25 protein-coding genes are annotated in these 26,874 nt (G+C 54.7%); 15 read left to right on the top strand and 10 right to left on the bottom strand.

Annotation, left to right across the window (positions count from 1 at the left end; translation table 11 throughout):
- The first annotated feature begins 196 nt into the window (after positions 1-196).
- The 4 genes from RA157_RS02620 (at position 197) to ilvC (ending at position 4,737) form a co-directional block, all read left to right on the top strand.
- The gene (locus tag RA157_RS02620; RefSeq protein ID WP_350334930.1) at positions 197-1,966 is read left to right on the top strand and encodes an acetolactate synthase 3 large subunit; all 1,770 of its coding nucleotides are present in this window, start codon (positions 197-199) and stop codon (positions 1,964-1,966) included.
- A gap of 18 nt (positions 1,967-1,984) precedes the next feature.
- Complete coding sequence (ilvN, locus tag RA157_RS02615; protein ID WP_350334929.1) at positions 1,985-2,536, top strand: acetolactate synthase small subunit; 552 nt, start codon at positions 1,985-1,987, stop codon at positions 2,534-2,536.
- Between the two features lie 426 nt (positions 2,537-2,962).
- Positions 2,963-3,655 carry a TetR/AcrR family transcriptional regulator gene (locus RA157_RS02610; protein ID WP_434058462.1) on the top strand — a complete coding sequence of 231 codons (693 nt, stop codon included), beginning with the start codon at positions 2,963-2,965 and terminating at the stop codon, positions 3,653-3,655.
- A gap of 59 nt (positions 3,656-3,714) precedes the next feature.
- Positions 3,715-4,737: a ketol-acid reductoisomerase gene (gene ilvC, locus RA157_RS02605; RefSeq protein WP_350334927.1), complete on the top strand. Its 1,023-nt coding sequence runs from the start codon at positions 3,715-3,717 to the stop codon at positions 4,735-4,737.
- Between the two features lie 52 nt (positions 4,738-4,789).
- Here the strand turns inward: ilvC and RA157_RS02600 are convergent, their stop codons facing one another.
- Both RA157_RS02600 and RA157_RS02595 read right to left on the bottom strand, forming a co-directional pair.
- Positions 4,790-5,245: a GNAT family N-acetyltransferase gene (locus RA157_RS02600; protein WP_350334926.1), complete on the bottom strand. Its 456-nt coding sequence runs from the start codon at positions 5,243-5,245 to the stop codon at positions 4,790-4,792.
- Positions 5,236-6,171, bottom strand: coding sequence for a LysR family transcriptional regulator (locus RA157_RS02595; RefSeq protein WP_350334925.1), 936 nt, complete (start codon positions 6,169-6,171; stop codon positions 5,236-5,238). The genes RA157_RS02600 and RA157_RS02595 overlap by 10 nt, the downstream gene beginning before the upstream one ends.
- Before the next feature lie 94 nt (positions 6,172-6,265).
- Here RA157_RS02595 and RA157_RS02590 point away from each other — a divergent pair, with 94 nt between their 5' ends.
- Positions 6,266-7,357: an L-dopachrome tautomerase-related protein gene (locus tag RA157_RS02590; RefSeq protein WP_350334924.1), complete on the top strand. Its 1,092-nt coding sequence runs from the start codon at positions 6,266-6,268 to the stop codon at positions 7,355-7,357.
- A gap of 90 nt (positions 7,358-7,447) precedes the next feature.
- Here RA157_RS02590 and RA157_RS02585 read toward each other — a convergent pair whose 3' ends face one another.
- From RA157_RS02585 to RA157_RS02575, 3 genes are all read right to left on the bottom strand, one after another.
- Positions 7,448-8,431, bottom strand: coding sequence for an MBL fold metallo-hydrolase (locus RA157_RS02585; RefSeq protein WP_350334923.1), 984 nt, complete (start codon positions 8,429-8,431; stop codon positions 7,448-7,450).
- Positions 8,432-8,568: 137 nt separating this feature from the next.
- Entirely contained in the window at positions 8,569-9,534 is a 966-nt protein-coding gene (locus RA157_RS02580) for a helix-turn-helix transcriptional regulator (RefSeq protein WP_350334922.1), read from the bottom strand.
- A gap of 63 nt (positions 9,535-9,597) precedes the next feature.
- Positions 9,598-10,038 (bottom strand): DoxX family membrane protein, encoded by a 441-nt coding sequence (locus tag RA157_RS02575; protein ID WP_350334921.1) that lies wholly within the window; start codon positions 10,036-10,038, stop codon positions 9,598-9,600.
- Positions 10,039-10,274: 236 nt separating this feature from the next.
- Between RA157_RS02575 and RA157_RS02570 the strand changes: the two genes are divergently transcribed.
- The 3 genes from RA157_RS02570 (at position 10,275) to RA157_RS02560 (ending at position 14,197) form a co-directional block, all read left to right on the top strand.
- The gene (locus tag RA157_RS02570) at positions 10,275-11,627 is read left to right on the top strand and encodes a vWA domain-containing protein (protein WP_350334920.1); all 1,353 of its coding nucleotides are present in this window, start codon (positions 10,275-10,277) and stop codon (positions 11,625-11,627) included.
- A gap of 71 nt (positions 11,628-11,698) precedes the next feature.
- On the top strand, positions 11,699-12,304 hold the full coding sequence (locus RA157_RS02565; RefSeq protein ID WP_350334919.1) for a hypothetical protein: 606 nt from the start codon (positions 11,699-11,701) through the stop codon (positions 12,302-12,304).
- A gap of 339 nt (positions 12,305-12,643) precedes the next feature.
- Positions 12,644-14,197, top strand: a complete 1,554-nt coding sequence (locus tag RA157_RS02560; protein WP_350334918.1) for a 2-isopropylmalate synthase — start codon at positions 12,644-12,646, stop codon at positions 14,195-14,197.
- A gap of 154 nt (positions 14,198-14,351) precedes the next feature.
- On the opposite strand, the gene RA157_RS02555 is transcribed toward RA157_RS02560, so the two are convergent.
- The 3 genes from RA157_RS02555 to RA157_RS02545 all read right to left on the bottom strand — a co-directional run bounded on the left by RA157_RS02555 (position 14,352) and on the right by RA157_RS02545 (position 16,669).
- The gene (locus tag RA157_RS02555; RefSeq protein ID WP_350334917.1) at positions 14,352-14,720 is read right to left on the bottom strand and encodes a GIY-YIG nuclease family protein; all 369 of its coding nucleotides are present in this window, start codon (positions 14,718-14,720) and stop codon (positions 14,352-14,354) included.
- 101 nt (positions 14,721-14,821) lie between these two features.
- On the bottom strand, positions 14,822-16,216 hold the full coding sequence (gene fumC / locus RA157_RS02550) for a class II fumarate hydratase (RefSeq protein ID WP_350334916.1): 1,395 nt from the start codon (positions 16,214-16,216) through the stop codon (positions 14,822-14,824).
- Between the two features lie 45 nt (positions 16,217-16,261).
- Positions 16,262-16,669: a VOC family protein gene (locus tag RA157_RS02545; RefSeq protein WP_350334915.1), complete on the bottom strand. Its 408-nt coding sequence runs from the start codon at positions 16,667-16,669 to the stop codon at positions 16,262-16,264.
- Positions 16,670-16,805: 136 nt separating this feature from the next.
- Here RA157_RS02545 and RA157_RS02540 point away from each other — a divergent pair, with 136 nt between their 5' ends.
- Positions 16,806-17,294, top strand: coding sequence for a pseudoazurin (locus RA157_RS02540; protein WP_350334914.1), 489 nt, complete (start codon positions 16,806-16,808; stop codon positions 17,292-17,294).
- A gap of 116 nt (positions 17,295-17,410) precedes the next feature.
- Complete coding sequence (locus tag RA157_RS02535; RefSeq protein WP_350334913.1) at positions 17,411-17,917, top strand: hypothetical protein; 507 nt, start codon at positions 17,411-17,413, stop codon at positions 17,915-17,917.
- A 148-nt stretch (positions 17,918-18,065) separates the two neighbouring features.
- On the opposite strand, the gene RA157_RS02530 is transcribed toward RA157_RS02535, so the two are convergent.
- Together RA157_RS02530 and RA157_RS02525 are read right to left on the bottom strand one after the other, a co-directional pair.
- The gene (locus RA157_RS02530; protein ID WP_350334912.1) at positions 18,066-19,292 is read right to left on the bottom strand and encodes a winged helix-turn-helix domain-containing protein; all 1,227 of its coding nucleotides are present in this window, start codon (positions 19,290-19,292) and stop codon (positions 18,066-18,068) included.
- 24 nt (positions 19,293-19,316) lie between these two features.
- The gene (locus RA157_RS02525; protein WP_350334911.1) at positions 19,317-20,162 is read right to left on the bottom strand and encodes a fumarylacetoacetate hydrolase family protein; all 846 of its coding nucleotides are present in this window, start codon (positions 20,160-20,162) and stop codon (positions 19,317-19,319) included.
- Between the two features lie 271 nt (positions 20,163-20,433).
- On the opposite strand from RA157_RS02525, the gene RA157_RS02520 reads away from it, so the two are divergent.
- The 5 genes from RA157_RS02520 (at position 20,434) to RA157_RS02500 (ending at position 26,718) form a co-directional block, all read left to right on the top strand.
- Entirely contained in the window at positions 20,434-21,402 is a 969-nt protein-coding gene (locus tag RA157_RS02520) for a GlxA family transcriptional regulator (RefSeq protein ID WP_350334910.1), read from the top strand.
- A gap of 149 nt (positions 21,403-21,551) precedes the next feature.
- On the top strand, positions 21,552-22,799 hold the full coding sequence (locus tag RA157_RS02515; RefSeq protein WP_350334909.1) for a sarcosine oxidase subunit beta family protein: 1,248 nt from the start codon (positions 21,552-21,554) through the stop codon (positions 22,797-22,799).
- A 13-nt stretch (positions 22,800-22,812) separates the two neighbouring features.
- Positions 22,813-23,118 carry a sarcosine oxidase subunit delta gene (locus RA157_RS02510; RefSeq protein ID WP_350334908.1) on the top strand — a complete coding sequence of 102 codons (306 nt, stop codon included), beginning with the start codon at positions 22,813-22,815 and terminating at the stop codon, positions 23,116-23,118.
- Positions 23,118-26,129, top strand: a complete 3,012-nt coding sequence (locus RA157_RS02505; protein WP_350334907.1) for a sarcosine oxidase subunit alpha — start codon at positions 23,118-23,120, stop codon at positions 26,127-26,129. The genes RA157_RS02510 and RA157_RS02505 overlap by 1 nt, the downstream gene beginning before the upstream one ends.
- Positions 26,122-26,718, top strand: coding sequence for a sarcosine oxidase subunit gamma (locus RA157_RS02500; RefSeq protein WP_350334906.1), 597 nt, complete (start codon positions 26,122-26,124; stop codon positions 26,716-26,718). Before RA157_RS02505 ends, RA157_RS02500 begins: the two co-directional genes overlap by 8 nt.
- Positions 26,719-26,874: the final 156 nt, after the last annotated feature.

Raw genomic sequence — 26,874 nt, 5'->3', positions numbered from 1 at the left:
GGATTATTCTTGTCGTAGTGGGAAGGCGCGCTGCCGCGATAACGTGACGTTGTCGGGATCGGTAGTGCGCAGCCAGGGGCCAGGAAACGGCCCCTTTTTTGTTGCCGGACGACAGTCAGGCACGGCTTGCGAACAAGAAACAGACTGACCTTGCTTTTGAACTGGATTGATGTGCCGAAGCATAAGGAAATGAACGATGACACGGCAAATGACTGGTGCGGAAATGGTTGTTCAAGCTCTGATCGATCAGGGTGTGGAGCACGTCTTCGGCTATCCGGGCGGTGCTGTGCTACCGATTTATGATGAGCTGTTCCAGCAGGACAAACTTAAGCACATTCTCGTACGGCATGAGCAGGGTGCAGGACACGCAGCTGAAGGCTATGCCCGTTCCACCGGTAAGCCGGGTGTCATGCTGGTTACATCCGGTCCGGGTGCCACCAATGCGGTCACGCCACTGGCTGATGCTATGCTTGATTCGATCCCGCTGGTCTGTCTGTCAGGACAGGTTCCGACGGCTTTGATCGGCAATGATGCGTTCCAGGAGTGTGACACGGTCGGTATTACCCGCCCATGCACGAAACATAACTGGCTGGTGCGGGATATTGCGGATCTGCCGCGTATTCTGCATGAGGCATTCTATGTTGCGACGTCCGGCCGTCCAGGTCCGGTTGTCGTTGATATCCCGAAAGACGTTCAGTTTGCTACCGGCACCTATGAAGGGCCGAAGCCGTCCATGTCGCACACCTCCTACAAGCCGCAGGTGAAGGGTGATCTCGCCAGCATCAAGATGGCTGTAGAGATGATGGCGAATGCCAAGAAGCCGGTTCTCTATACGGGCGGAGGTGTTATCAACTCCGGTCCGGAAGCGACCCAGCTGCTGCGTGAACTGGTCAGCCTGACCGGCTTCCCGATTACCTCTACCCTGATGGGACTTGGCGCATATCCGGCATCCGGCGACAACTGGGTTGGTATGCTGGGCATGCACGGTACTTACGAAGCCAACATGGTCATGCATGACTGTGATCTGATGGTTTGCATTGGTGCGCGGTTCGATGACCGGATCACCGGCCGGACGGACGCGTTTTCGCCAGGTTCGAAGAAGATCCACATCGACATTGACCCATCATCGATCAACAAGAATATCCAGGTTGATCTGCCGATTGTCGGCGACGTTGGCAATGTGATGGATGATATCGTACGTCTGTGGCGGTCTTCTGCTGTTGAGCAGGACAAGCAGGCTCTGAAAAGCTGGTGGGCTCAGATTAAGGGCTGGCAGGCGCGTAACTGCCTTGCCTATACCGCCAATGATGATGTCATCATGCCGCAATATGCCATCCAGCGCCTGTATGAACTGACCAAGGACCGCGATACCTACATCACCACGGAAGTGGGGCAGCATCAGATGTGGGCTGCTCAGTTCTACGGTTTTGATGAGCCGAACCGCTGGATGACCTCTGGTGGTCTTGGCACCATGGGGTATGGCTTGCCGGCGGCGCTCGGCGTTCAGGTGGCCCATCCGAACAGTCTGGTTATTGATATTGCCGGTGACGCATCGGTTCTGATGACCATGCAGGAGATGTCGACGGCCATTCAGTATCGCATGCCGATCAAGATTTTTATCCTGAACAACCAGTATATGGGGATGGTGCGGCAGTGGCAGCAATTGCTGCATGGCAACCGCCTGTCTGAGAGCTATACAGAGGCTTTGCCAGATTTCGTCAAGCTGGCGGAAGCCTATGGCGGGCGCGGCATTCGCTGTGAAAAGCCATCCGAGCTGGATGCTGCCATTCAGGAGATGATTGATTGTGATGAGCCGGTTCTGTTTGATTGCCGGGTTGCCAATCTGACCAACTGCTTCCCGATGATCCCGTCGGGCAAGGCACATAATGAAATGCTGCTGCCGGATGAAGCCAATGACGAGGCGATTGAAAACGCCATTGGCGAAGATGGCAAGATGCTCGTTTAAGACAGGGTGGGTGAGATCATGAATCAGCAAGGCTCCGCTTATTTCCTGAAGGAAATTTCCCAGCGTGAAGAAACACATACCCTATCGGTCCTCGTGGATAACGAGGCTGGTGTTCTAGCCCGCGTGGTCGGGCTGTTCTCCGGACGCGGGTACAATATCGACTCGCTCACCGTGTCGGAAACGTCTCAGGCCGATCATCTGTCCCGCATCACCATTGTGACCACGGGTACGCCGATGATCATTGAGCAGATCCACCATCAGCTCGAACGCCTGGTGCCGGTGCACCGGGTGACCAATCTGAGCCTTGATGCCGTTGATGGCCGTCCGCTGGAGCGTGAACTGGCGATGGTCAAGGTGCGTGGAGAGGGCCACAACAGAATTGAAGCCCTGCGTCTGGCAGAGGCGTTCCAGGCTCGTGTCATCGATGCCACAGTGGAGCACTTCACCTTTGAAATAACCGGTCGTACCAATAAGCTGAACCAGTTCATCTCCATTATGGAGCCACTGGGCCTTGTCGAAGTGGCCCGTACAGGTGTCGTTGCTGTTGGCCGTGGCGGTGAGGCTCTGTAGCTCTGCCAGAGCACGATCAGATTGACTGCCGGGCTTGTGCAGCATGATGGTGAAGGGATGATTGTTCCTTCACCATACTGATTTTTTGTTTCAAGCGGGTGAGGAGCAGACTTGGACCTGCGGTGATTCTCTGCAGTAAAATCCAGAGTTTGGCACCTGTTGACTAGCGCTTTTCCTCGCCCAGACATGTCACTTGTTGATTTCCATAGTACCGGTTGTTGACACTCCTCTTGTCTTACCGTAAAAAATAAGAACCGTACGGTACGGTACGTTTGATTTTCAAGTGAGTGGATTGCGGTTGTGACTGGGCGTTCAGCGAATGCGGGGAATGGTTCGACGAAGGGCTTGGGCTCTTTGGACGGCTCCGCTTTGCGTGCGGCTGACGAGCCTGTGTCTTGTTATGCTTCTGAGATTTCTGACGGGGATATGGCTTCCGGGAAAAGGAATGATGAACTTTCCCAGGCTCGGGCAGACACAGTGCAGAGATTTTCCTCCCGGCAGGCGGATGTGCTTGAAAAGGCACTGCAATTGCTTGTGGATGGCGGGGAAAAGGGGCTGACAACAGCAGGGCTTGCGCGGGCCGCGAATTGCTCGAAAGAGAGTCTCTACAAATGGTTTGGTGACAGGCAGGGTCTGCTTGAAGCTGTGATTACCTTTCAGGCAGGGAAGGTCGGTTTTCCGGACGCTGAGGCGGATGGCGGTGATGCCCGGGCTTATCAGGCACGGCTCAGATCATTTGTTACCCAGCTGATGAGCGTTCTGTTTGGCGAGACCTCTCTGGCTCTAAACCGGCTTGCGATTGGCCAGGCTGGCGGTGAGGGGGCAGCGCTTGGCACTTTGCTGCTTGAGCGCGGTAAACGGATGATCAGTGCCAATGCGCGGACCCTTCTGGAAGAGGGACGGTCGCGCGGGCTTCTGTCATTTGATGACCCGGATGAGGCATACAGCCTTCTCTATGGGTTGGTGATCAGGGATTGTCACGTTCGCATGCTTCTGGGTGAAGGTCTTAGAGAGAGCGAACGGGATTTCATGCGTCGGGCTGACGAGGCCGTGACGCAGTTCTACCGGCTGTGCTGCACGGATGCGGCTGCAGGGTCAAATCAAAACTCCGGCTCTTAGAGGGTCGGCCAGTAAACCACTGGGGCTTGCCCCGGATGTGCATAGAAAGAGGACAGGTTATGCGCGTTTATTATGATCGTGATTGCGATATCAACATCATCAAAGACAAGAAAGTTGCCATTGTCGGCTATGGTTCCCAGGGACATGCGCACGCGCTGAACCTGCATGAATCAGGCGTCAAAGAGGTTGTCGTTGCTCTGCGTGCCGGTTCTTCCACCGCTGCCAAGGTTGAGGCTGCCGGTCTGAAAGTCATGGAAATCGCTGAAGCTGCCAAATGGGCCGATCTGGTGATGATCCTGACCCCGGATGAACATCAGGCAGACATCTATGCCGAGCACATCCATGCCAACCTGCGTGATGGCGCTGCCCTTGCTTTTGCTCACGGTCTCAATGTCCACTTCAACCTGATCGAGCCAAAGCCGACCGTTGACGTGATCATGATGGCTCCAAAAGGCCCGGGCCACACAGTGCGTGGTGAATATCAGAAAGGTGGCGGTGTGCCGTGCCTTGTTGCCGTTCATCAGAACGCATCCGGCAATGCTCTTGAGCTGGGTCTCAGCTATTGCTCCGCTATCGGTGGTGGCCGCTCCGGCATCATCGAAACCAACTTCAAGGAAGAGTGTGAAACCGATCTGTTCGGTGAGCAGGCTGTTCTCTGCGGTGGCCTTGTCGAGCTGATCCGCAACGGTTTTGAAACTCTTGTTGAAGCCGGTTATGCGCCGGAAATGGCTTACTTTGAGTGCCTGCACGAAGTGAAGCTGATTGTCGACCTGATCTATGAAGGCGGCATTGCCAACATGAACTACTCCATCTCCAACACGGCTGAGTATGGTGAGTATGTTTCCGGCCCGCGCGTCGTCCCGAAAGATCAGTGTAAAGCTGCCATGAAAGAGGTTCTGAACGACATTCAGTCCGGCCGTTTCGTGCGTGACTTCATGCTTGAGAACAAGGTTGGCCAGCCGAGCTTCAAGGCAACCCGTCGCAACAATGATGCGCACCAGATTGAAGAAACCGGCGAAAAACTGCGTGGCATGATGCCATGGATTTCCGCCAACAAACTGGTGGACAAAGCGAAAAACTAATCCGGTTTTGCCGAATTACGTGGAGAGCCCTCGGTCTGTGCCGGGGGCTTTTCTATTGTGCTCGAAGTTCTTTCCTGAAGAAGACACGATCAAAGCCGTCTTCCTGCATCCGGTGGGTCTCCACATAGCCAAGGTGAGGATAGAGCGACAGGTTGGCTGTCATCCTGACATTGGTATAAAGCTCCACAGCCTCAAGACCGGTCTTGCGTGCCTGATCCTCGCAGAAAGAAATCAGAGCTTTGCCGACGCCAAGACCGTGGCTTGCCGGGCTGACCGCAACATTTTCCAGATGCATGTGATCATCGCGCGGATAAAAGCAGATGAAGCCAAGTACAGCGCCGCGGTTGTCCCGCGCCACATGGATAATGCCCTCGGCAATCTGTGCGGCAAAGTCAGCGACCATAGGGGCCGGTTCCCGACCGATATCCTTTATGTAAATCTGATAAGCGTGTCTGGCGCAGATCTTTATGGTAGCCAGATCCGCTGTTTTGGCTTTTTCTATGACCATTGTGCATTGTCCGTGCCGGGCTCGGCAGTGGGAAACTCCGTTACAGTATCTTTGAAGGCAGACTGGACCAGCCGGCTGAATTCCATGGTCTTGCGGCTGTTGCGACCGTTGGGTGGATAGAGGAACCAGATTGGAGCGGATGATGGCTCAAGAACTCCGGGCATGATTTCCACCAGACTGCCAGCGGCCAGCTCACGAGCAACCGCCAGACGGGATTTTACTGTGATGCCGAGGCCCTGAAGTGCTGCATCGGTGAGAATGTCAGAGTTGGACACTGTCACACTTCTGCTGATTGTCAGGCGGCGGGCTGAGCCGGTCTCGTTTCTGGCCGTAAACTGGCTTTGCCAGGGCAGGCAGACCCACAATGCATCTTCCAGATCATCAAGAGAGGCGGGGGTGCCGTGCTGGTCGAGAAACTCCGGTGCGGCACAGATAATCCGATCACTTTCACCGAGCTTGCGGGCAATGAGTGACGAATCGGTCAGATTGCCGACGCGAATGGCACAGTCGAGCCCTTCCTCAACCAGCGAGACATAACGATCAACGGTCAGGAAATCGATGGTCAGATCCGGGTGGCGGGTTCGGAAGCGAGCCAGATGCGGCATGATAAACCGTGACAGGATCCAGGGCGATGTGGTGACGCGAAGATGTCCGCGCAGCTCACTTTCTCCAACACCGACAGCCTGTTCTGCCTCCTGAAGCTGGAGAAGGATCGGTTCAACCTTCTCCAGGAAGATCAGACCTTCATGACTGATGGTGACATTGCGGCTGTTTCGATGAAAGAGCTTGATGCCCAGCGTTGCCTCAAGCTTGGCAATCCGATGGCTGGTTGTGGCCGCTGAAATGCGCAGATGAGAGGCGGCAGCGGTAATGCCGCCCTGGCGTGCGACGGCAATGAAGGTCTGAAGATCGACAATGCTATACATTCGAAATTTTCGAATTCTGATTTTAGATATCACTCACTTTATAAGAAAAAATCGATTGATAGGCTAGCTGTCACAAATCTGAATGGAGGATTTTATGAAATCACTTCTGCTGTCTGCATGTGTGGCATGTGGCCTGGCTTTGCCTTCAGCGATGGCTGCATCGGCTCAACAGATTGAAACCTATCTGGAGTTTGAGAAAGCTATGCCTCCGGGTAATCTCGCGATTGGCCCTGATGGCCGGATGTTCATGTCCGTTCATGAATTTTATGGCCCGGAGCTTCGGGTGGTTGAAGTCATGAAAGACGGGTCAACCAGGCCTTATCCCACAGAGGGCTGGGCACGTGCTCCGAAAGAGGATGGCGACGGGTTGAAAGGTGTTCTGGGGCTCCGGGCTGACCGACAGGGAATTCTCTGGATGCTCGATGGACAGGGGGACGGTCATGCTGGTCGTGTGGTCGGCTGGAACACCCGAACCGAAAAACTCCATGCAATCCACTATCTGGGCCAGCCGGTTACGCGGCCCACATCCTTCCTGAATGATCTGGCCGTGGATCGGGATCACAATGCGATCTACATCTCGGATACGGGAGACGGGCAGAACTCCGCCCTGATTGTGCTGGACCTTGAGACGGGTCGTGCGCGGCGTGTGCTTGAGGGATCGAAGGTCACGACGCCTGAAGACACACCGATGATCATTGATGGCAAAGAAGTTCTGCTTGGGGGAAATCCGGCCAAGATTGGTGTCAATCCGATTACGGTCGATCCGACAAACAGCTGGGTCTATTTCGCGCCGATGACAGCAAGCGCCATGTATCGCGTTCGCACGGACGACCTGCTGAATGAAACCCTAAGTGATGCCGAGCTTGAAAGCCGTGTGGTCCGTTATGGTGACAAGCCCATTTCCGATGGCTCAACCGTAGATGTGGCTGGAAATGTCTACATCACGGCAATGACGGACAATGCGATTGGTGTGACCCGGCCTGATGGCAGCTATGATGTGCTGTTCCAGTCTGACGAAACCCTGTCCTGGCCGGATGGATTTGCAATCGGACCTGATGGATATGTCTATGCAACAGTCAATGAACTGCACCGCTCTCCTGTGCTGAATGGTGGCAAGGATGCGTCCACCGGCAACTTCCGGATTGTCCGGTTTCCTGCTCTGGGGCAGGGCGTGAGCGGGCGATAGGAAACTCGGGATACGGTCCAGTACTCCGGAAGGGTGATTATTCTGCCCTTCCGGAGGGTGTTATATGAGTAGCCCTTGATTACGAGAGACTCAGGTTGTGAGCGCGTTATGGCCGAAATAGATAAATTCGCTCTGCATCTTTTCGACTTCAGATGACGCGAGTTTCAGGCTTGCACCGTCCTGCATTGTAAAGCTCTTCTGGGCCTTTACCCATTCATCGGCAGGCTGGAGTGTTGAGAGGGTATAGGTGGTGGTCTCACTCAGATAGTGGGTCGGGATGACCACATTCGGCTTCAGCCGGTCAACGATAGCGTTTGCCTGGTCATAAGACAGGATGTGCTGGGAGCCATCCACGGGTAAGGTCAGCACATCGACACGGCCAATCGCTTCCCAGAATTCCGGGCCCGGGTCAGGCCTGTTGTCGCCCCAGATCAGGGTTCGGACACCACCGGTCTCAACCACATAGACCACCATGTCCATATGCCCCACATTGTTGGGCGGGCAGGCTTCAACGCCGAATTCCTTCAGAGCATCAGTCCATGGATACCAGCCCGGTGCGACACAGGCGTGCTTGTCGGCAAAACCGGTGATCTTCAGATCGGCGAACTCAAACGTTCCGACCATGCGATCGAGCACCATGGTTGAGACGGGGCGGTCAATTGCATCATGATCAAAATGGGTATGGGTCGACATCGTGATATCGACCGGGGTTTCCGGGAACTTCTGCTTGAACCATAGGCCCCAGGCCCCTGACGGGTCATCACGCCACGGATCAAACAGAATGGTTGCACCACCTGGTGACGTAATCTTCAGGGCGCAATGTCCGTAGAAATCAATGCCGACTTCTCCATCCGGAAAACTGTCCGCGTTCTGCAGCTCAATGACGTGGTTGTTGTTGCCGGGCTGTGTCCAGTCTGTGGACTGGGCCTGTGTTGGTGAGGTTGCTGCCATGGTCGCCGCAGCGCCGAGACCAGCAGCGCCAGCGGCCATAAAGAATGAACGCCGGGACAGATTTTCCGGCATGTCCTCTGTTTTTCCGTCAACATATACCGGTTGCAGTTGATCCTTTTCCATTCCACTTCTCCTCCCGTTATGGCTGGGCGAATGCCCGGATGATCAGGGTAGGAGATTGGACAGAAAGCTCATCCTCTGAAGAATGATTGAATAATATGGGGGTAATCCCCTTATTCTCTATGAGTTCCGCAGATATCTCAGTGAGATAGTGACAAGAGGTGGCGGCGAAGATTCTGACGACGGTTCAGGCCAAGCTTTTGCCGGATATTGTTGCGGTGGAAGTCAATTGTGCTTGGCTCGCGATGCAGAATGCGGGCAATTTCCTTGGTCGTGCGTCCGTGGCGGACCAGTTGGATGATTTCGGTCTCAGCCGGAGTCATACAGGACAGAGCCTGTTCGGCTTCAGATGACAGGGTTGAGGTGATCTGTTCGAGACTGGTTCTGATCATCTCCACATATGTCTGCTGGGTGTCATTGTCGGGCTGAAGAAGCTGGAGTTTTTCAACAAGCGGAAGGATCTGGTCCTTGATATGGCGGATGATTGTCTGCTCCGCATCGCGCTTTGTTGTCTCAACATTTTCTATCAGCACACGGAGTGCCGTATTGGCATCCTCAAGCGCGTGGGTCCGGCTTTTGATTGTGGCGTCACGGCTTTCAAGGGTCTGTCTGAGGGCGGTCTGTGCCTGTTTACGCTGCTCTACTTCTTGCAGCATGGCCAGGTCATCTTCGACAATACCGCAGAACTCCTGTAATCCACGTCGGAACAGGGTGGCCTTCTCGTTTTTCTTGCGATCAAGAACACAAATGGTCCCGAAGATTCCACCATCCGGCCAGCGGATGGGATAGCCAATGTAAAAACTCATGCCATCCTTGCAGAGGTCCTCATTGTCCATCCAGTCCGGATCACAGCGGGCATCTTCCACAAAGAGTTCTCCACCCTTTTGCAGAACTCCATAGCAATAGAGGTTCTTTTCAAGTTTGAAAGACTGGCCGGGCTCATAGGGATTGCCCGCTGAATGACTGGAGATAGTGACCTTGTGGCTGTCGCCAGCAGTGCTCATGATCAGCGTTGCCGGAACTCTGGCAAGTTCAGAGATCAGGTCAACGACCCGTTGCCATTTCTCCAGTGTTTCCGTTGGCAGGCTTGGTCTTTGGCTGTGCAAGGCCTTACCCCTGAGACGATCTGATCATGATAGTCAGGGGAGATGGTATCAGTGTATGGGCCTTCAGTCACGGGCCTTTGCCTTGAGCCACTCATCCAGTGACCAGACGTCCCGATGGCGGAGAAGCCACAGGGCGAGCATGGCGAGAAAGACGGCGAGGGCTATCGAAGAGTTGCGATTGACCGGGAAACCGCGCTCGGAAATCTCGAACGGATCAATCAGTCTCGGGAAAATGACGGCAATGGTGACCCCGTGCATTAACGCCAGCGCTCCATAGCTCCAGAGCCTTTTCCACCCCAGAAATACCATCAGGCAGATGATGATCTGTATGGTGCCGAAGCCATAGCTGGCCAGGGATCCTATGTCTATTCCATGGAAATGCTTCCAGATATTGGCATATTGCTGTGGCGCCAGGAACTTGTTTACTGCCCAGACAAAAATAAACCACGCCAGCCCCAGACGCAGGATAAGCATTCCGAGTGCTTCCCGATTTTCCTGCAACATTTCTTGACCTCGCGTTCTATTCCGGTTTCCATATGTCAGTGGAGGTAAAGGAGTCTGTACCGATGGTGCAAGGGAAATCCCGGGAAAATCAGGAGTTAAGATATTGGGATATCAATCCGTTCACTGTGCTGTTGGAAATAAAAAGAACTTCCGAGGCAATTTTTTTTGAACCTCTCCAAAGCTTGATGCGACTGATGGTCAGAAGATCTGAAACTTCTAAGGCAATGGAGCAAAAAATGACCAAGACAATTCTGAAGACGGCACTTATGACGACTGCGGCTCTGGCTGTGGGCGCTGGATTGACCATGTCCGCCCAGGCACGGGCCGCTGATGGTAATGAAAACATCATCCTCGTTCTTGACGCATCCGGCTCTATGTGGGGGCAGATTGACGGCAAGGCCAAGATCGAGATTGCCCGGGAAACCATCTCGGATGTGCTCGGCAATATCCCGCAAGATCGTGCGGTCGGGCTTATGGCTTATGGCCATCGCCACAAGAATCAGTGCGATGATATCGAGCTGGTTATGCCACCGCAGAAGAATATCGGCGCCGCTATCCGCAACGAGGTCAATGCGATCAAGCCGAAAGGCAAGACACCTTTGACACTTGCTGTTCGTGAAGCGGCCAATCATCTCGGTTACGAAGACAAGGCTGCGACGGTGGTTCTGGTCACTGACGGTCTTGAGACCTGCAATCAGGATCCGTGCGCACTGGGTCATGAACTCGAGAAGTCAGGCACCAATTTCACAACACATGTTATCGGCTTTGGCCTCTCGGAAGAGGAAGGCAAGCAGGTCTCTTGTCTTGCTGATAATACGGGTGGTCAGTATCTGGCAGCCGCTGATGCTTCTACATTGAGTGATGCGCTTAATGCAACGGTTGTTGCTGCCGCAGAACCTGCACCTCAGCCTGAACCGGAGCCAGTTAGACCAGCTGCAAAGAGTGTTTTCCTGGATGAATTTGAAGGTGAGGCACTTGGCGAGCACTGGGTTGTGATCAATGAAGATCAGGACAACTACGTTGTCGATAATGGTGAACTGATCCTGGTTAACTCAGGCCGTTCCGGTCTGCGTGAGCAGAATTCCAAGAATATCGTTCAGTGGCAGTCCAAGCCGCCGCGTGGTGACTGGGACATGACAATGACCGGTACCTTCGATATGGCGACAGGCAGAGACAGCGGCTGGGTTGGCCTTTATGAAGATAAGGACAACTTCATTGCAGCTCACCTCTGGACCAATACCGGTCACTGTTCAGCGGTTGGCGTTAGCATCATCAAGCGCGTGAAAGGTGAGGAATCAAGCTTCCAGGCTAATATTCTCGGCTCAGGCTGTGGCTGGGGGAATGCTTCCAAAGCCGATGTCAACAAGCTCCTTGGAGACCTGGCAGAGAACCCCAGTGCCGTTACGCTGTCAAAGCGCGGGCGGAAATATTTCGCGAACTTCAAGCAGGACACGTTTGATGTTTCCACGGAAGAACTGACGCTGATCCGCTCGAAAGGCAAGCCGACTTTGGCAATGGGACAGTGGGACGGTCGGAAAGGTGACACGACTGGTATCGTGGACCGCTTTGAGATCAAGAGCCAGAAGTAAGTCGGCTCAACACGAACAGAATGGTTCTCCCCGGAAGATTTTCCGGGGAGATTCTCTTTTTAGAGGCTATCTTGGCTGATATCTGGTTTCATACCGCAGAATCCAATGCGGATCTGATCAAGGGCATACTGCCGGACCCGGCAGGTGTTGCTCATGTTGTGCGCCCGGACCTTCTTGCGCGGGCTGTTACATTGAACGGACTGGACGAGAAACTTCGGACAGATGTTCGCGCTGCGTTTGAAAACGAATTGTCTTCATCCCGGTTGATCTGCACCTGTTCCTCACTGGGGCCTGTTGCGGATGACCTGGCCGGGCAAGGACATGATGTCCTGAGGCTTGATCGGGTTCTGGCCGGGCTGGCTGCCGATTGTGGAGGGCGTGTTTCTGTTCTCTATGCTGCGCCCTCGACGCGAGACACCACTGAGGATATTTTTCAGGCGGCGTTCCGTGCCACTGATCGTACGGGTGATATCTCGGTGTCCTGTGTTGATGGGGCTTGGGATCTGTTTCTCTCCGGGCGGATTGACCTCTATCTGGAGCGGATTGCCGACAGGGCTCGGAATGAGCTGAAAGAGGCCAGGCTGGTCGTGCTTGCACAGCTGTCCATGAGCAGGGTTGTTGATCTGTTTCCTGATGAGAAGCGAGGTCGATCCTGGGCCCTCTTGATGCGGCTCTAAGCCTTCTGAAACCCGGCTTGCCCTCGGTTTGAAATTCAGTTAAGAGTTTCTCGATATACATGAAGGGTGCGCGAAGCGCGTACTGCTGACGAACGAAAGACTGATGACCCAGACCGCGCAACATTTTGCGAACTGTGTTCCTGCCACCGCCCCGGCTGGCGGTGCTCTTCGTTCTGCTCTTCTTCTAGACCTCCTTCTTCTTAGGTGCCCCTGAGCGCTGGCAGCCTTTTTGCGAGGCGAGCACTTAGGGGATGACGAATTAGCGAACCAGATTGATTATAGTGTCTGGCTGATGCCAAAACGTGCGCGAGGCGGCCAGACCGACGAAGGACAAGACCCATGACAGTTTCTCAGGAAAAAGACCGCGTTCTGATTTTTGATACCACCTTGCGGGATGGTGAGCAGTCCCCGGGCGCATCAATGACACTTGAAGAAAAGATTCAGGTTGCTGAACTGCTGGATGAGATGGGCGTTGATATTATCGAAGCCGGTTTTCCTGCTGCATCAAACGGAGATTTTGAGGCCGTCAGCGAGATAGCCAAGCGTGTGAAGCGGGCCACCGTTGCAGGTCTGGCGCGTGCTGCGTCCCGTGATATCGACCGAGCCGGTGAAGCAGTCAAGCATGCTGAGCGCGGACGTATTCATACGTTTATTTCCACGAGCCCCCTGCACATGAAATACAAGCTGCAGATGGAGCCTGAGACGGTTTACGAGAAAATCATCGAAAGCGTGAGCCGTGCTCGTAGTCTGGTGGACGATGTGGAATGGTCTCCGGAAGATGGCACGCGGACCGATCATGACTTCCTCTGCCGCTGTGTGGAAGCGGCGATCAATGCCGGTGCCACCACGATCAATATTCCGGACACAGTCGGCTATATGGTGCCGGAGGAATATCAGGCTCTGTTTGCAATGGTCAAAGAGCGTGTGCCGAATTCAGATAAAGCCGTTTTCTCGGTGCATTGTCATGATGATCTGGGACTTGCTGTTGCCAATTCTCTGGCCGGCGTTGCTGGTGGTGCCCGCCAGATCGAGTGTACCATCAACGGTTTGGGTGAACGGGCCGGTAATGCGGCTCTGGAAGAGATCGTTATGGCAATCCGTACCCGTGGCGATCGTCTGTCCTACGAGACCAGTATTAATCCACAATACCTGATGCGTGCCTCAAAACTGGTTTCTGCCGTGTCTGCCTTCCCGGTTCAGTACAATAAGGCGATTGTCGGCAAGAACGCCTTTGCCCATGAGAGTGGTATTCATCAGGATGGTATGCTGAAGAATGCCGAAACCTATGAAATCATGCGTCCTGAAGATGTCGGTGTGAAATCCACCTCTCTGGTCATGGGCAAACATTCCGGTCGCCATGCCTTCCGCGAGAAGTTGGTTGAGCTGGGTTATGAGCTGGGTGAGAATGCACTTGAAGATGCATTCCGTCGCTTTAAGGACCTGGCAGATAAGAAGAAACACATTTTCGATGAAGACATTGACGCTTTGGTTGAAGATGAGGTTTCAGCTGCCAGCGAGGTGGTGAAAGTTATCGCACTGACCGTGATTGCTGGTACAGGCGGGCCACAGAAGGCCATCATCACACTGGATATGGATGGTCATCATGTGACCAAGGAAGAATCCGGTGACGGGCCGGTTGATGCCACGTTCAATGCGATCAAGGCCCTGATGCCGCATGAGGCAACCCTGTCACTCTATCAGGTGCATGCGGTGACCGAGGGGACAGATGCGCAGGCTGATGTATCTGTGCGTCTGGAAGAAGACGGCAAGATGGTCACCGGCCGCAGTGCTGATACGGATACCATGGTTGCCTCTGCCCGGGCCTATGTCAGTGCCTTGAACAAGCTGGTGACCCGACGTGAAAAGTCAGCGCCTCACGCTGTGGGTGTCTGATTAAAATCGAAAATTTGCAAATTGTAGAAGGGTGGCTTTCAGCTGCCCTTTTTACAGCGTGCTTCTGAAAAGTTGATAGACTTTTCAGATAAAAGCTCGCGCAAAAACTAACCTTTAAAGCAGCGCTACCAATTCATGTTAAAGGTCTGGCGCTTTAAAGTGGACGTTCTCGGGACTGCCAGCGTAGGAGATGGCTCAGGCAGGTTCTGCAATCCGAACTTCCGAAGCCGGGGCAGGGGATCTGGAACAGTCCGGTCGCCTGTAGAGCTTCCCGTAACTGGCATTCTGTCTGATCCGTGTACCAGGCACCGTAAAGAGCTGCTGCCCTGAGGCTCAGATGGTCGATGTGCCAGCGTGCTTTTTTGTCTGGTCGCAGATGACGCCCCAGACGTGCCTGAAGTCCTCCCGGCCCGTTCGCGCTGCCTGCATAAACATAATCACCGGCGGGAAGTTCTGTCGCCTTCGGGCGCAGGATTGTGGTGGGCTCATTCAAGGTCAACAGCAGCAGGTAGGCTCCAGGCATTTTGGGAATTTGACTGTATTGCTCCGGATCGCTCCAGCCCAAAGGTTGAGGGAGCTGCATCCGGCTGCTGTCAAATAACTGCGCAATAGGGCTCTGGAACCTCATGAGGGGCCGATCATCTGTTCCGGTTTGACCAGACGGTCGAAGTCCTCATCACTGACATAGCCGAGCCGCAGCGCTTCTTGTTTGAGTGTGGTTCCATTCTTGTGAGCATATTTCGCAATCTCGGTTGCCCTGTCATAACCAATAGCAGGAGCCAGAGCTGTGACGAGCATGAGGGATCGCTCCATCAGGCGCGCAATGTTCTCTTCATTCGGTTCAATCCCGGCGATGCAACGGTCTGCGAAACTGACCGAGGCATCTGCAAGAAGGCGGATAGACTGCAGAAGCGCGTAGCCCATGACGGGCTTGAACACGTTCAGCTCAAAGTGCCCCTGACTGCCTGCAAAGGAGAGGGTTGTCTGGTTGCCATGAACCTGTGCGCAGACCATGGTCATTGCCTCGCACTGGGTCGGATTGACCTTGCCCGGCATGATGGAGGAACCGGGTTCGTTTTCCGGCAGGGAAAGTTCTCCCAGGCCTGAGCGCGGTCCGGACCCCAGAAAGCGGATATCATTGGCTATCTTGAACAGCGCACTGGCGATTGTGGTCAAGGCTCCATGGGCAAAGACACAGGCATCATGAGCAGCCAGAGCTTCAAATTTGTTGGGAGCCGTTCGGAAAGGCAGCCCGGTAAGGTCCGCGACCTCGGCTGCAAAGGCTTCGGCAAAACCGTCCTTGGTGTTGAGCCCGGTGCCGACAGCAGTGCCACCCTGGGCCAGCTCATACAATCCATCCAGTGCCAGCGTAATTCGCTTTATCCCCTGTTCAACCTGGGTTGCATAGCCGCTGAACTCCTGGCCAAGCGTCAGAGGCGTGGCGTCCTGGGTGTGGGTACGGCCTATCTTGATGATATGTGACCAGAGGGCGGCTTTTTCGTCCAGTGCCCGTCTCAGCTGTTCAAGAGCTGGTATCAGGGTGTGGGTCACCTCTCGGGCGGCGGCAATATGCATTGCTGTCGGGAAGGTATCATTGGACGACTGGCTCATATTGCAGTGGTCGTTTGGGTGAACAGGTGTTTTGCTACCGACCTCCCCGCTGAGCAGTTCGATAGCCCGGTTTGCAATCACTTCATTGGCATTCATGTTGGACTGGGTGCCTGAACCTGTCTGCCAGACCACAAGCGGGAAATGGTCGTCCAGCTTCCCTGATGCAACCTCAGCCGCTGCGGCGTCTATGGCATCGGCAATGGTCGCTTCAAGTTTACCTTGAGCATGGTTTGTCCGGGCCGCGGCTTGCTTGATGATACCGAGTGCATGGACCAGTGGTCTTGGCATGGTCTCGCCACCAATCGGAAAATTGATGAGAGAACGGGCCGTCTGTGCGCCGTAATACATGTTCGCGGGGATTTCCAGAGACCCAAAGGAATCAGATTCGGTCCGGGGATTGAGAGGCATTGTCTGGCTTCCTTTGTGTCAATCGCGGTGTCTTGCACTATAGGGCTATGCGTATTGCCGGTCACGGGCGATGGCTGCCAGGCTGCCGGGCAGGATGGCCAGTTCGGGCTGAGGCCCGACAAACAGAAGATAGTTGCCGTTGATATCCTTCAGCGAGAACTGAAGTGGTTTCTTTCGTGTCGTGAGCAGGTTAGTGACAGACGGGATGCCTGTTGCTCTGTATTCCGTGTGAACCGCGCGTACATTGTCCGTGCGAAGAATGGCCGTCATGCCGGATATGTCCACATCTTTGCTCACAACACCCAGCCTGATTGTCATGTCATCTCTCTCGGCGAGAACGCTGTCTTCCTGATGGATAATCGAGAAGCCCAGTTGCTCCTTATAGAAACGGACGGTGTCCTCCAGCTCATAAGCCAGCAGAACCGGTTCGGGAGTGCGGTGGGCGGTCATCATCGAAAATCACCTTCCATTGCGAGAAATAAAACTTGACTTGTATAGTCATGTTTTTAGATATTGCTGACTATTGAAGTCAAGAAAGATTTTGACTCACCAAATCAGTTTGTTTTGCTCTCGCAACAGGATGTCCGCGATGACCCTTTTGATTGACCGTCGTAGTTTGATTGTCGGTATGGCCAGTCTGGCAATTGCCCGGCCCGCATTGGCTGCGCCAACAGTTCACGAAGTGCAGATGCTGAACAAGCATCCGGATCATCGCAAAATGCGCAATGTATTCTACCCGCTTATCCAGACTGTTGAAGCAGGGGATACCGTGACGTTTCTGCCGACCAATCGAGGGCATAATTCAGCATCGATCAAGGGCATGATCCCTGAAGGCGCTGAGCCTTGGAAGGGCAAGATCAATCAGGAGATTTCTGTCACGTTCGAGAAGCCCGGTATCTATGGGTACATGTGCACGCCGCATGTTTCTCTCGGCATGGTGGGACTCGTGATCGTCAAAGGTGATGGCGTTGCTCACAATCTTGAAGCGGCCAAAGCTGTCAAACAGCGCGGCAAGGCGAAGAGGGTTTTCAAGAGGCTCTGGGAACAGGTTGAGGCTGACGGTCTCCTCGCAAGTTAGCTTTCATTCATAGACGCGAAGAACTGACCCGTAGGAAGTCGGTTTCATTATGCCGACTTCCTTCTATCGCTTTTTTACACTGGCCGCAGCTGCCTGCTGCAAACGGATAACTGACTATGACCAACCGACGCCGCATGCAGTGGAGCTCAGCAGAAGACTTCACCGTCAAGGAAGCCAGGCTTGATGAGATTGAGACAAATCTTCTGAAGGTCGCCCGAATTTTTTGCACGGCCTATGCCGACCGGGAGCATCCGCACTGGGAGGTGGCTTTTGAGCAGGCGTGTCACCTCTTCGGTGACACATTCGGTCCTGCCATTGGGATGTCTGTTATGGCCGTGCTCAGTCGCATGAGAACAGCACGCAGAACCGGGTTTCATTTTAACAATCCCAATTGCAAGTGTTGCCGCCACAAAGTGACCGACCATGAGCGGCATTTGTTGCGGGTCATCCAGTGTATCCGCAGGGATGACCGGTTCAGTGCCCAGGCTGCTGCACTTCTGGTCTGTGAAGGGCACAATACGGAAGCGTTGCTGGATGCGGTCGCAAACCTGACGCCTCTTCTGCCCTTTGTGCAGGAAAAGGGTACTCGTCAGATGGTTCATCAGCAGGTCGGGCATTCATGAATGAGGCTGAGAGGTAGAATTCGGAATTGGTTTTATCATCCTGATTTAAAATCAGAATTTTCCATCAGTTAAAGTGCTGATTCCGTTTGCGCCTTGATGTTAAAGGGATTGCGTATTTGAATCCGCACGGCTTGCCAGAGGCTTGATTTCAGGTGTGAATTTCCTTTGAGAGAGCGGTGCTCAGGTCGCCTTTCTCGTGAATTCGAATGGCGTCAAGCCCCAGCCAGCTGGCCATCAGAGAAAGCTCTTCCGCAAGGGCCGGAACAACAACTGATTGGTCGATTCCTTTCTCGCTATGGGTGGCACGAACCTCAAGGATGCTGTCCTGACGGTTGGCTTTGAGGTCTGTTCGTGCGACCAGACTGTCGTTCAACAGGAAAGGCAGGACGTAATAGCCATATTGCCGTTTTGGTTCGGGCGTATAGATTTCCAAACGGTAGAAGAAGTTGAACAGCCGCTCCGTACGACTGCGCTCCCAGATGAGCGAATCAAAGGGGGCGAGAAGGGCCCGGCATCTGGCGCGGGCCGGAACACGTGCGTCCTTGTACAGATAGGCGTGATGGGACCAGCCTTCCACATGAACGGGAACAAGCGTGCCTTCTTCGACCAGTTCCTGGCAGGCCCGCTTGCCATCCACCGCGTCCAGTCTGAAATAGTCACGGAGGTCTTTTTCTGTGCCAACCCCGTGACATCTGGCTGCGATTGTCATGAGGGCCCGGTGGGCCTCGGGCTCATCGGGTGTTGGCGTGTTGAGAATGTCTGATGGGAGCGCTCGCTCGGGCAGGTCATATATGCGCTCGAAATTATGACGACCGGCTGATGTGATATCTCCGGTCCAGAACAGAAACTCGAGAGCGATTTTGGTGTCATGCCAACCCCACCAGGGTGATGTCCGCTGTTCATCCTTGCCGATGTTTGAAACACCACTCGGGCCGTTGTCCCGTAATTCATCCAGAACGGCTTTCAGCTTGTGCGGGTTCTCTTTCACGAAGTCTGCAATGCCGCGCCAGAGGCCACGAAAATTCCGGGCCCGTTCCATGCGCCATCGCAGCAGCGGCTGGAGCTCCACGGGCAGGATAGAGGCTTCATGCCCCCAATATTCGAAATAGTGGTCACGTTTGCCCGGTATATGGGCAGCTTTGTCTATCAAGCTCTTGTCATAGGCCCCGAGGCGGGCGAAGAGCGTCAGATAGTGAGCCCGGTCGATAACATTGACAGAGTCAATCTGCAGCAGGCCGGTGTGCTTGAACACGTCATCCAGATGCCGCCTGTCGAACCGTTTGAGAGAACGGCGCTGGGGCAGAAAGCCCTGGGCGGCAAGCGCGATACGCCGCGCCTGCCTGTTGCTGAGTGTGCTATCGCTGTTACTGGCCATGTGAATCTGTAGCCTGTTACGCTATTACTCTGCGGCTCTGACAACCTGTCTCTGTGTTCCGAGACCCTCGACACCGAGTTCGACCACATCGCCAGGTTTCAGGAAGGTCTGTGGGTCCATGCCAAGGCCCACACCGGGAGGGGTTCCTGTGGCGATGATGTCACCTGGCTGCAGGCTCATGAACTGAGACAGGTAGGAGACGAGGAAGCTGACGCCATAGACCATGGTTTTTGTGGAGCCGTCCTGACGCATATCTCCATTGACGCTGCACCACAGTTTGAGGTCCTGCGGGTCGGCAATCTCGTCGCGGGTGACAAACCAGGGCCCCAGCGGGCCGAATGTGTCGGCTGACTTACCCTTGACCCACTGTCCTTTGCGCTTGGCCTGGAAATCTCGCTCGGACACATCATTGATGACGCAATAACCCGCCACATGAGACATGGCGTCGTCTTCGCTGACATATTTGGCCTGCTTGCCGATGACGACCGCAAGTTCCACTTCCCAGTCTGTCTTCTCTGAGGTGCGCGGGATTTCAATGCCATCATCCGGACCGGTGATTGCAGATGTGGCCTTCATGAACAGGATGGGCTCACGGGGAACTTCCATGCCGGTCTCTGCCGCATGGTCGGAGTAATTGAGACCGATGCATGCGATTTTGCCAACCTGACCGATACACGGGCCAAGGCGTGGAGAGCCCTCGACGGCTGGCAGTGCTGCGTGATCCAGATCGCGGATGCGTTGCAGTTCTTCGTCCAGCAGGACAGCACCCGCCACATCTGGAATGATGCCAGACAGGTCGCGCAAGACGCCGTCCGCGTCCAGCAGGCCCGGTTTTTCTTCACCCGGAGGTCCAAACCGCACAAGTTTCATGAAAATTCTCTCCTGAATGTCTTATCCCGCCTGATCGCGGAATGGGAAGGCTGATTGAAGTCAGCGTAACCGCGCCAGTGGTTGATCGCAATTCTCGTTGTTATTGAGGTCGACTTTTTATGTCGCTTAGTGAATAAGTTTACTTCGTCAAAAGGCTTTTAGGGTAGTGATCAGTCTTGACACCGTGCCACATCTCTTGGCAGAGGGTGCACGGATCGCATAATGTTATATCTCGCCAGCCCGTTCCGGGGCTGAGCGCGGAGGTTTTATAGTGCAGAGTAGCGAAGATCTGGACCGTCAGTTTATCGCGTTCGTTCTCTTGACTGATTACACGATGATTTCGTTTTCATCGTCGGTCGAGCCGCTTCGTATTGCCAATCGTCTGTCCGGAAAACGACTCTATGACTGGGGCGTCTATTCTGTTGATGGCGAACCGGTAATGGCCAGCAATGGCCTGTCCATCAATGTGGATGGATCTGTTGCGGACATTGAGCGTGCAGACCTCGTTCTCGTCTGCGCAGGGGTGAATGTGGAACGTGTCCAGTCACATCCGGCTCTGGCCAAACAGTTGCGCTTCCTGCTTTCGCGCGGGTCGTCCATCGGCTCGGTCTGTACCGGCAGCTATTATCTGGCAAAGGCTGGCTTCCTGAACGATTATCGCTGCACCATCCACTGGGAGAACATCAACTCCTTCCGGGAAGAGTTCCCTGATATTGATGTTTCGTCCGAACTCTATGAAGTGGACCGGAATCGCTATACCTGCGCCGGTGGAACTGCTGCACTGGATATGATGCTGCAGTTTGTTGCTATTCAGCATGGTCACCGTCTGGCAATGGCTATTGCCGAATCGAGTCTGCACCATTCCATTCGTCGAGGCGAGGAAGCGCAGAGAATCGATTTGCGCGCCCGGTTGGGCATTACTCATCGCAAGCTGCTGGATGTGGTGCAGATTATGGAGAACTCTATTGAGGATCCATTGAGCTGCTCGCAACTGGCTTCGACTGTGGGCCTGTCGTCCCGTCAGCTGGAACGTCTTTTCCAGAAATATCTCGGCTGTACACCAACCCGCTATTATCTGCGTCTCCGCCTGGAGCAAGCACAATCTCTGCTGCGGCAGACCAGTCAGCCGATCCTGCAGATCGCAATATCCTGTGGCTTCGTTTCCGCCTCCCATTTCACCAAGTGCTATCGGGAACACTTCCAGCGGACGCCGAGTGAAGAGCGTCGGTCTCTGCAGTAATTCCTCTTGTTTGGTTGAATCTCCGTATTCATGTCGGATTTGTGCATTGATGTCGCATTTGCGGCACCTGATGGTCGCGCTCATTGAAGCGATTTTACTGATTATCGGCTCTAGTGTCCGCGATACTTCCTTGAATGGGCGGACACAGAATGCGCTATTCGATCTTTTCGCTTGCGCGCAATGCGCTGAGCTACCACGAGAACTGGCCGCGTCAATGGCGTAGCCCCGAGCCGAAATCCGAGTATGACGTTGTCATCATCGGTGGCGGCGGGCATGGCCTTGCAACGGCTTACTATCTGGCTAAAGAGCACGGAATCACCAATGTGGCGGTTCTGGAAAAGGGCTGGCTTGGCGGCGGTAATACCGGCCGTAACACCACCATTATCCGCTCGAACTATCTCTGGGATGAAAGTGCTCATCTCTATGAGAAGAGCCTGCAGCTTTATGAAGGCCTGTCCCGGGACCTGAACTACAACATCATGCTTAGCCAGCGCGGCGTGATGAACCTGGCGCATACGCTTCAGGATGTTCGTGACTCGGTTCGTCGTGTGAATGCCAACAACCTGAATGGTATTGATGCCGAATGGCTGAATGCCGATCAGGTCAAGGAATTCTGCCCGATCATCAACACGTCCAAGGATCTGCGTTACCCGATTATGGGTGCGACCCTGCAGCGGCGCGGTGGTGTTGGCCGTCACGATGCGGTTGCGTGGGGCTATGCCCGTGGTGCTGACCAGCGCGGCGTGGATATCATCCAGGGATGTGAAGTCACCAATATCCTGCGTGATGGCGGCAAGGTTACCGGCGTTGAGACCACAAAGGGCACGATCAAGGCCAAGAAGGTTGCGATCTGTGTGGCTGGTCACTCGTCTGTTCTGGCTGACATGGCTGGCATTCGTCTGCCGGTCGAGAGCCACCCGCTTCAGGCACTTGTGTCTGAGCCGATCAAGCCTGTTCATCCATGTGTTGTCATGTCCAATGCCGTGCACGTCTATGTGAGCCAGTCCGACAAGGGTGAGCTCGTTATCGGTGCCGGTATCGATGCATTCAACTCCTATGGTCAGCGTGGCTCCTTCCACATCATTGAGCACCAGATCAACGCGCTTGTTGAGATGTTCCCGATCTTCTCACGCCTGAAGATGATGCGGACGTGGGGCGGTATTGTTGATACCTGCCCGGATGCGACTGCCATCATTTCCAAGCTTCCGGTTCAGGGTCTCTACATCAATGGCGGCTGGGGTACCGGTGGCTTCAAGGCTATCCCGGGTTCCGGCTGGGTCTATGCCCACACGATTGCCAATGATGAGCCGCATGAGCTGAACAAGGGCTTCACACTGGACCGGTTTGAAACCGGTTACCTCATCGACGAACACGGCGCTGCCGGTGTTGCTCACTAAGGAGGGCTGAACGATGTTGTTGATCAAATGCCCCTGGTGTGGGGAACGTGATGAAATCGAGTTTCGCTATGGTCACGAGGCGCACATCGCGCGTCCGGAAGACCCGGAAGCTCTGGATGACAAGGAATGGGCCGACTTCCTGTTCATGAAGACCAATACAAAAGGTCTGCATCAGGAACGCTGGATGCACGCCCAGGGTTGCCGTCGCTGGTTCAATGCCGTGCGTGACACGGTGAGCCACGAGATCCTTGCGGTTTACAAGATTGACGATGAGCGTCCTGACCTGGATGCGCTTCGGGCTGCGAAGGAGAAAGCCTGATGACACAGTCATATCGTATTGAAGAGGGCGGTCGTATCGACCGGACCAAATCCCTGTCGTTCACCTTTAACGGTGAGAGCTATCAGGGGTATGAAGGCGATACGCTTGCATCAGCCCTTCTGGCCAATGGTGTGCATCTTGTTGCCCGGTCGTTCAAGTATCACCGTCCGCGCGGCATCATGTCTGCCGGTACGGAAGAGCCGAACGCAATGGTTCAGCTTCGCACCGGTGACCGGACAGAACCGAACCCGAAGGCGACACAGATTGAGCTGTTCAATGGCCTGGTCGCAACCAGTGTCAACTGCTGGCCGTCTGTGAACTTTGATGTTCAGGCGATCAATGGTGTCTTCCACCGGTTCTTTGCTGCCGGGTTCTACTACAAGACCATGTTTGGATCTCCATGGCTTTGGCACAATGTGCTTGAGCCTGCGATCCAGAGAGCTGCCGGCTGGGGCGTGGCGCCGAAAGATCCGGACCCCGATTATTACGACCATATCCACCGTCACTGCGACGTGCTGGTCGTTGGGGCCGGACCTTCCGGTCTGCAGGCTGCCCTGGCTGCTGCCAAAACCGGTGCTCGCGTGGTTATCGCGGATGAGCAGCAGGAATTCGGCGGCTACCTTCTGAACGTCAACCGTACGGTTGATGGCAAGGCCGGTTCTGACTGGGCGGCCGAGGTTGCTGCAGAGCTGGACGCAATGGACAATGTGATTGTCCTGAAGCGCACGACGGTCTTCGGCTATTTCGACCACAACTATCTGATTGGTCTTGAGCGTCGTCTGGATCATACCAGCGAAGCGTCATCTCCGGATAATGTCCGTCAGCGCGTCTGGCACTTCCGCGCCAAGCGTGTGGTGCTGGCAACCGGTGCTCATGAGCGTCCGCTGGTTTTTGCCGACAATGACCGTCCTGGTGTCATGCTTGCCTCCGGTGCCCAGACCTATGCCAATCGTTTTGGCGTACTGGCTGGTAAAAAGCCTGTTGTCTTCACCAACAATGACGGCGCCTATGAAGCCGCATTGGACATGAAGGCGGCTGGTGCCGAGATCGTCGCTATTGTCGATACCCGCAAGAATCCGACCGGTGCTTTTGTTGAGCAGGCTCGTGCTGCCGGCATCCGCATCATGGACGGCTATGGCGTTGTCACGACCAACGGCAAGAAGAAAGTCACCGGCGTTGAAGTGATGGCCTTTGACGGCAAGGATGTCTCCGGCTCCAAAATCAGCCTGTCCTGTGACCTTCTGATGGTTTCCGGCGGCTGGAGCCCGGTTGTTCACCTGTTCAGCCAGTCTCAGGGCAAGCTGCGCTATGATGACGAGAAAGCCGGTTTCGTACCTGCTCTCTATGCTCAGAAATGTGCGTCTGTTGGCGGTGCAAATGGTGAATTCGGTCTGGGTTCCTGTCTCTCCGGCGGTGATGCCGCTGGTGCTGAAGCTGCCCAGGTTGCAGGTTTCGGCGACGGATCTTCTGCTGGTGCTCCGGCATCTGAAGAAACCGATGCAGGCCTGCCAACCGCTGCATGGCTGATCCCGACGGACAGCCCTGTGGGCCGTTCCAAGAAGAAACACTTCATCGACTTCCAGAACGATTCAACGGCAGCCGACATTCGTCTGGCCGCTCGCGAAGGCTTCGAATCTGTGGAGCATATGAAGCGTTACACTCTGACCGGCTTTGGTACCGATCAGGGCAAGACCGGCAACATCAACGGCCTGGCAATCCTGTCGGAAGCTGTTGGTCGCTCCATTCCGGAAACCGGAACCACCACATTCCGCCCGCCTTACACGCCGGTTACATTCGGTGCGTTGGCTGGTCGTGAGCTGGGTGATCTGTCCGACCCGGTCCGCACCACCTCCATTCATTCCTGGCATGTGAAAAACGGCGCTGAGTTTGAGGATGTGGGACAGTGGAAGCGCCCATGGTATTTCCCGAAAGGTGGCGAAGATATCCATGCCGCGACCAACCGTGAATGTCTGGCGGTTCGCAATGGTGTTGGTGTCCTTGACGCCTCGACACTGGGCAAGATCGACATTCAGGGTCCGGATGCCGCAGAATTCATCAACCGCGTCTACACCAATGCCTGGCTGAAGCTTGGCGTCGGTCGTTGCCGCTATGGTGTAATGTGCGGTGAAGACGGCATGATCTTCGACGATGGTGTGACCACGCGCCTTGGTGAGAACCACTTCCACATGACGACCACGTCCGGCGGTGCCGCTCGTGTTCTCGACTGGCTGGAAGAGTATCACCAGACAGAATGGCCTGAGCTGAAAGTCTACTTCACCTCTGTGACCGAGCAGTGGGCAACGGTTTCCGTTGGTGGCCCGAAAGCCCGTGCGGTGATGGAAGCTCTGGCTCCAGGACAGGACTGGTCTACTGAGAACTTCCCGTTCATGAGTGTTCAGGATCGTGAAGTGGCTGGTGTTGCTGCCCGTGTCTTCCGGATCTCGTTTACTGGTGAACTGGGTTACGAGATCAACGTTCCGACCCGCTATGGCCTCGCCATGTGGGAAGCTGTGATGGAAGCTGGCAAGCCGCATGGCATTACGCCGTATGGCACAGAAGCCATGCATGTGCTGCGCGCGGAAAAAGGCTACATCATCGCCGGTCAGGATACGGACGGAACCATCACTCCGCAGGATGCGGGCATGAGCTGGATCGTCTCTCCGAACAAGAAAGACTATATCGGCAAGCGGTCTTATACCCGTGAGGACACCTCCCGGACAGACCGTAAGCATCTGGTTGGCCTTGTGACGGAAGATCCGAAAGTGGTTCTGGACGAAGGTGCGCAGGTGATCGAAGATCCGAATGCACCGAAGCCGATCCCGATGCTGGGTCACGTGACCTCGTCTTACTGGAGTGCGGCGCTTGGTCATTCCATCGCGCTTGCCACCTGCAAGAACGGTTTCAACCGGGAAGGTGATCGCCTTTACGCCTGGTCTCGTGGTCAGTATCACGCTGTCAAAGTGACCGGACAGGTCTTCTATGACAAAGAAGGAGCGCGCAAAGATGGCTAATTCAGCAGCATTGTCGGCCGCATCTCCGCGGTCTCCACTGGCCCATCTGACGACGCTGATGGAAAATGGTTCATCTGCAAAGGTCAGCCTTCGGGAAGAGGCGTTCCTGGTTCAGCTGAACGTACGTGGCAATGCCGATGATCCGGCATTTGTCTCTGCTTTCCAGGGTACGACTGGCCTTGATCTGCCGGTTGAGCCGAATACGACGTCCCGGTCTGGTCGTCGCATCGCTGTCTGGCTTGGTCCAGACGAATGGGGCATTGTTGCTCCTGAAGAAGATGCAGCGCTCATGGGTGCACTGATTTCCGCTTTCGGCGATCAGCATGTTTCCGTTGTGGACCTGTCAGATAACCGCACCACGCTCAGCCTTTCAGGAGAAGCTGCCTGGACGGTGATGAACAAGGGCTGTCCGCTGGATATTGATCCGGTGTGCTGGTCTGTCGGAAAATCGGCACAGACCGTTTATTCCCGTGCACAGGTTCTCATCATCCAGACCGGTGATGAACCTGAGTTCAAGCTGTTTGTCCGGAATTCCTTTGCGGAATATCTGGCACGCTTTCTGCTCGAGAATATGCGGGAATTTGCCTGATAGTCCGCTGACCGTAACAGATGGTCATAATATATGATTGAAGGGGCGACTTTCGGGTCGCCCCTTTTTCGTTTAGCCGTTAAAAGTGATGTATGGGGGCAAGCTCAGTCACATGAGCCAATACTGAGTTCCTTTGGTGTAGCATAAGGATTTGAG

Source organism: Coralliovum pocilloporae, assembly GCF_030845175.1.
In the GTDB taxonomy this organism is placed as follows: Bacteria; Pseudomonadota; Alphaproteobacteria; order Rhizobiales; family Cohaesibacteraceae; genus Coralliovum; species Coralliovum pocilloporae.
The sequence above is the reverse complement of the archived record's forward strand: the minus strand, read 5'-3'. Positions and strand labels throughout refer to the sequence as shown.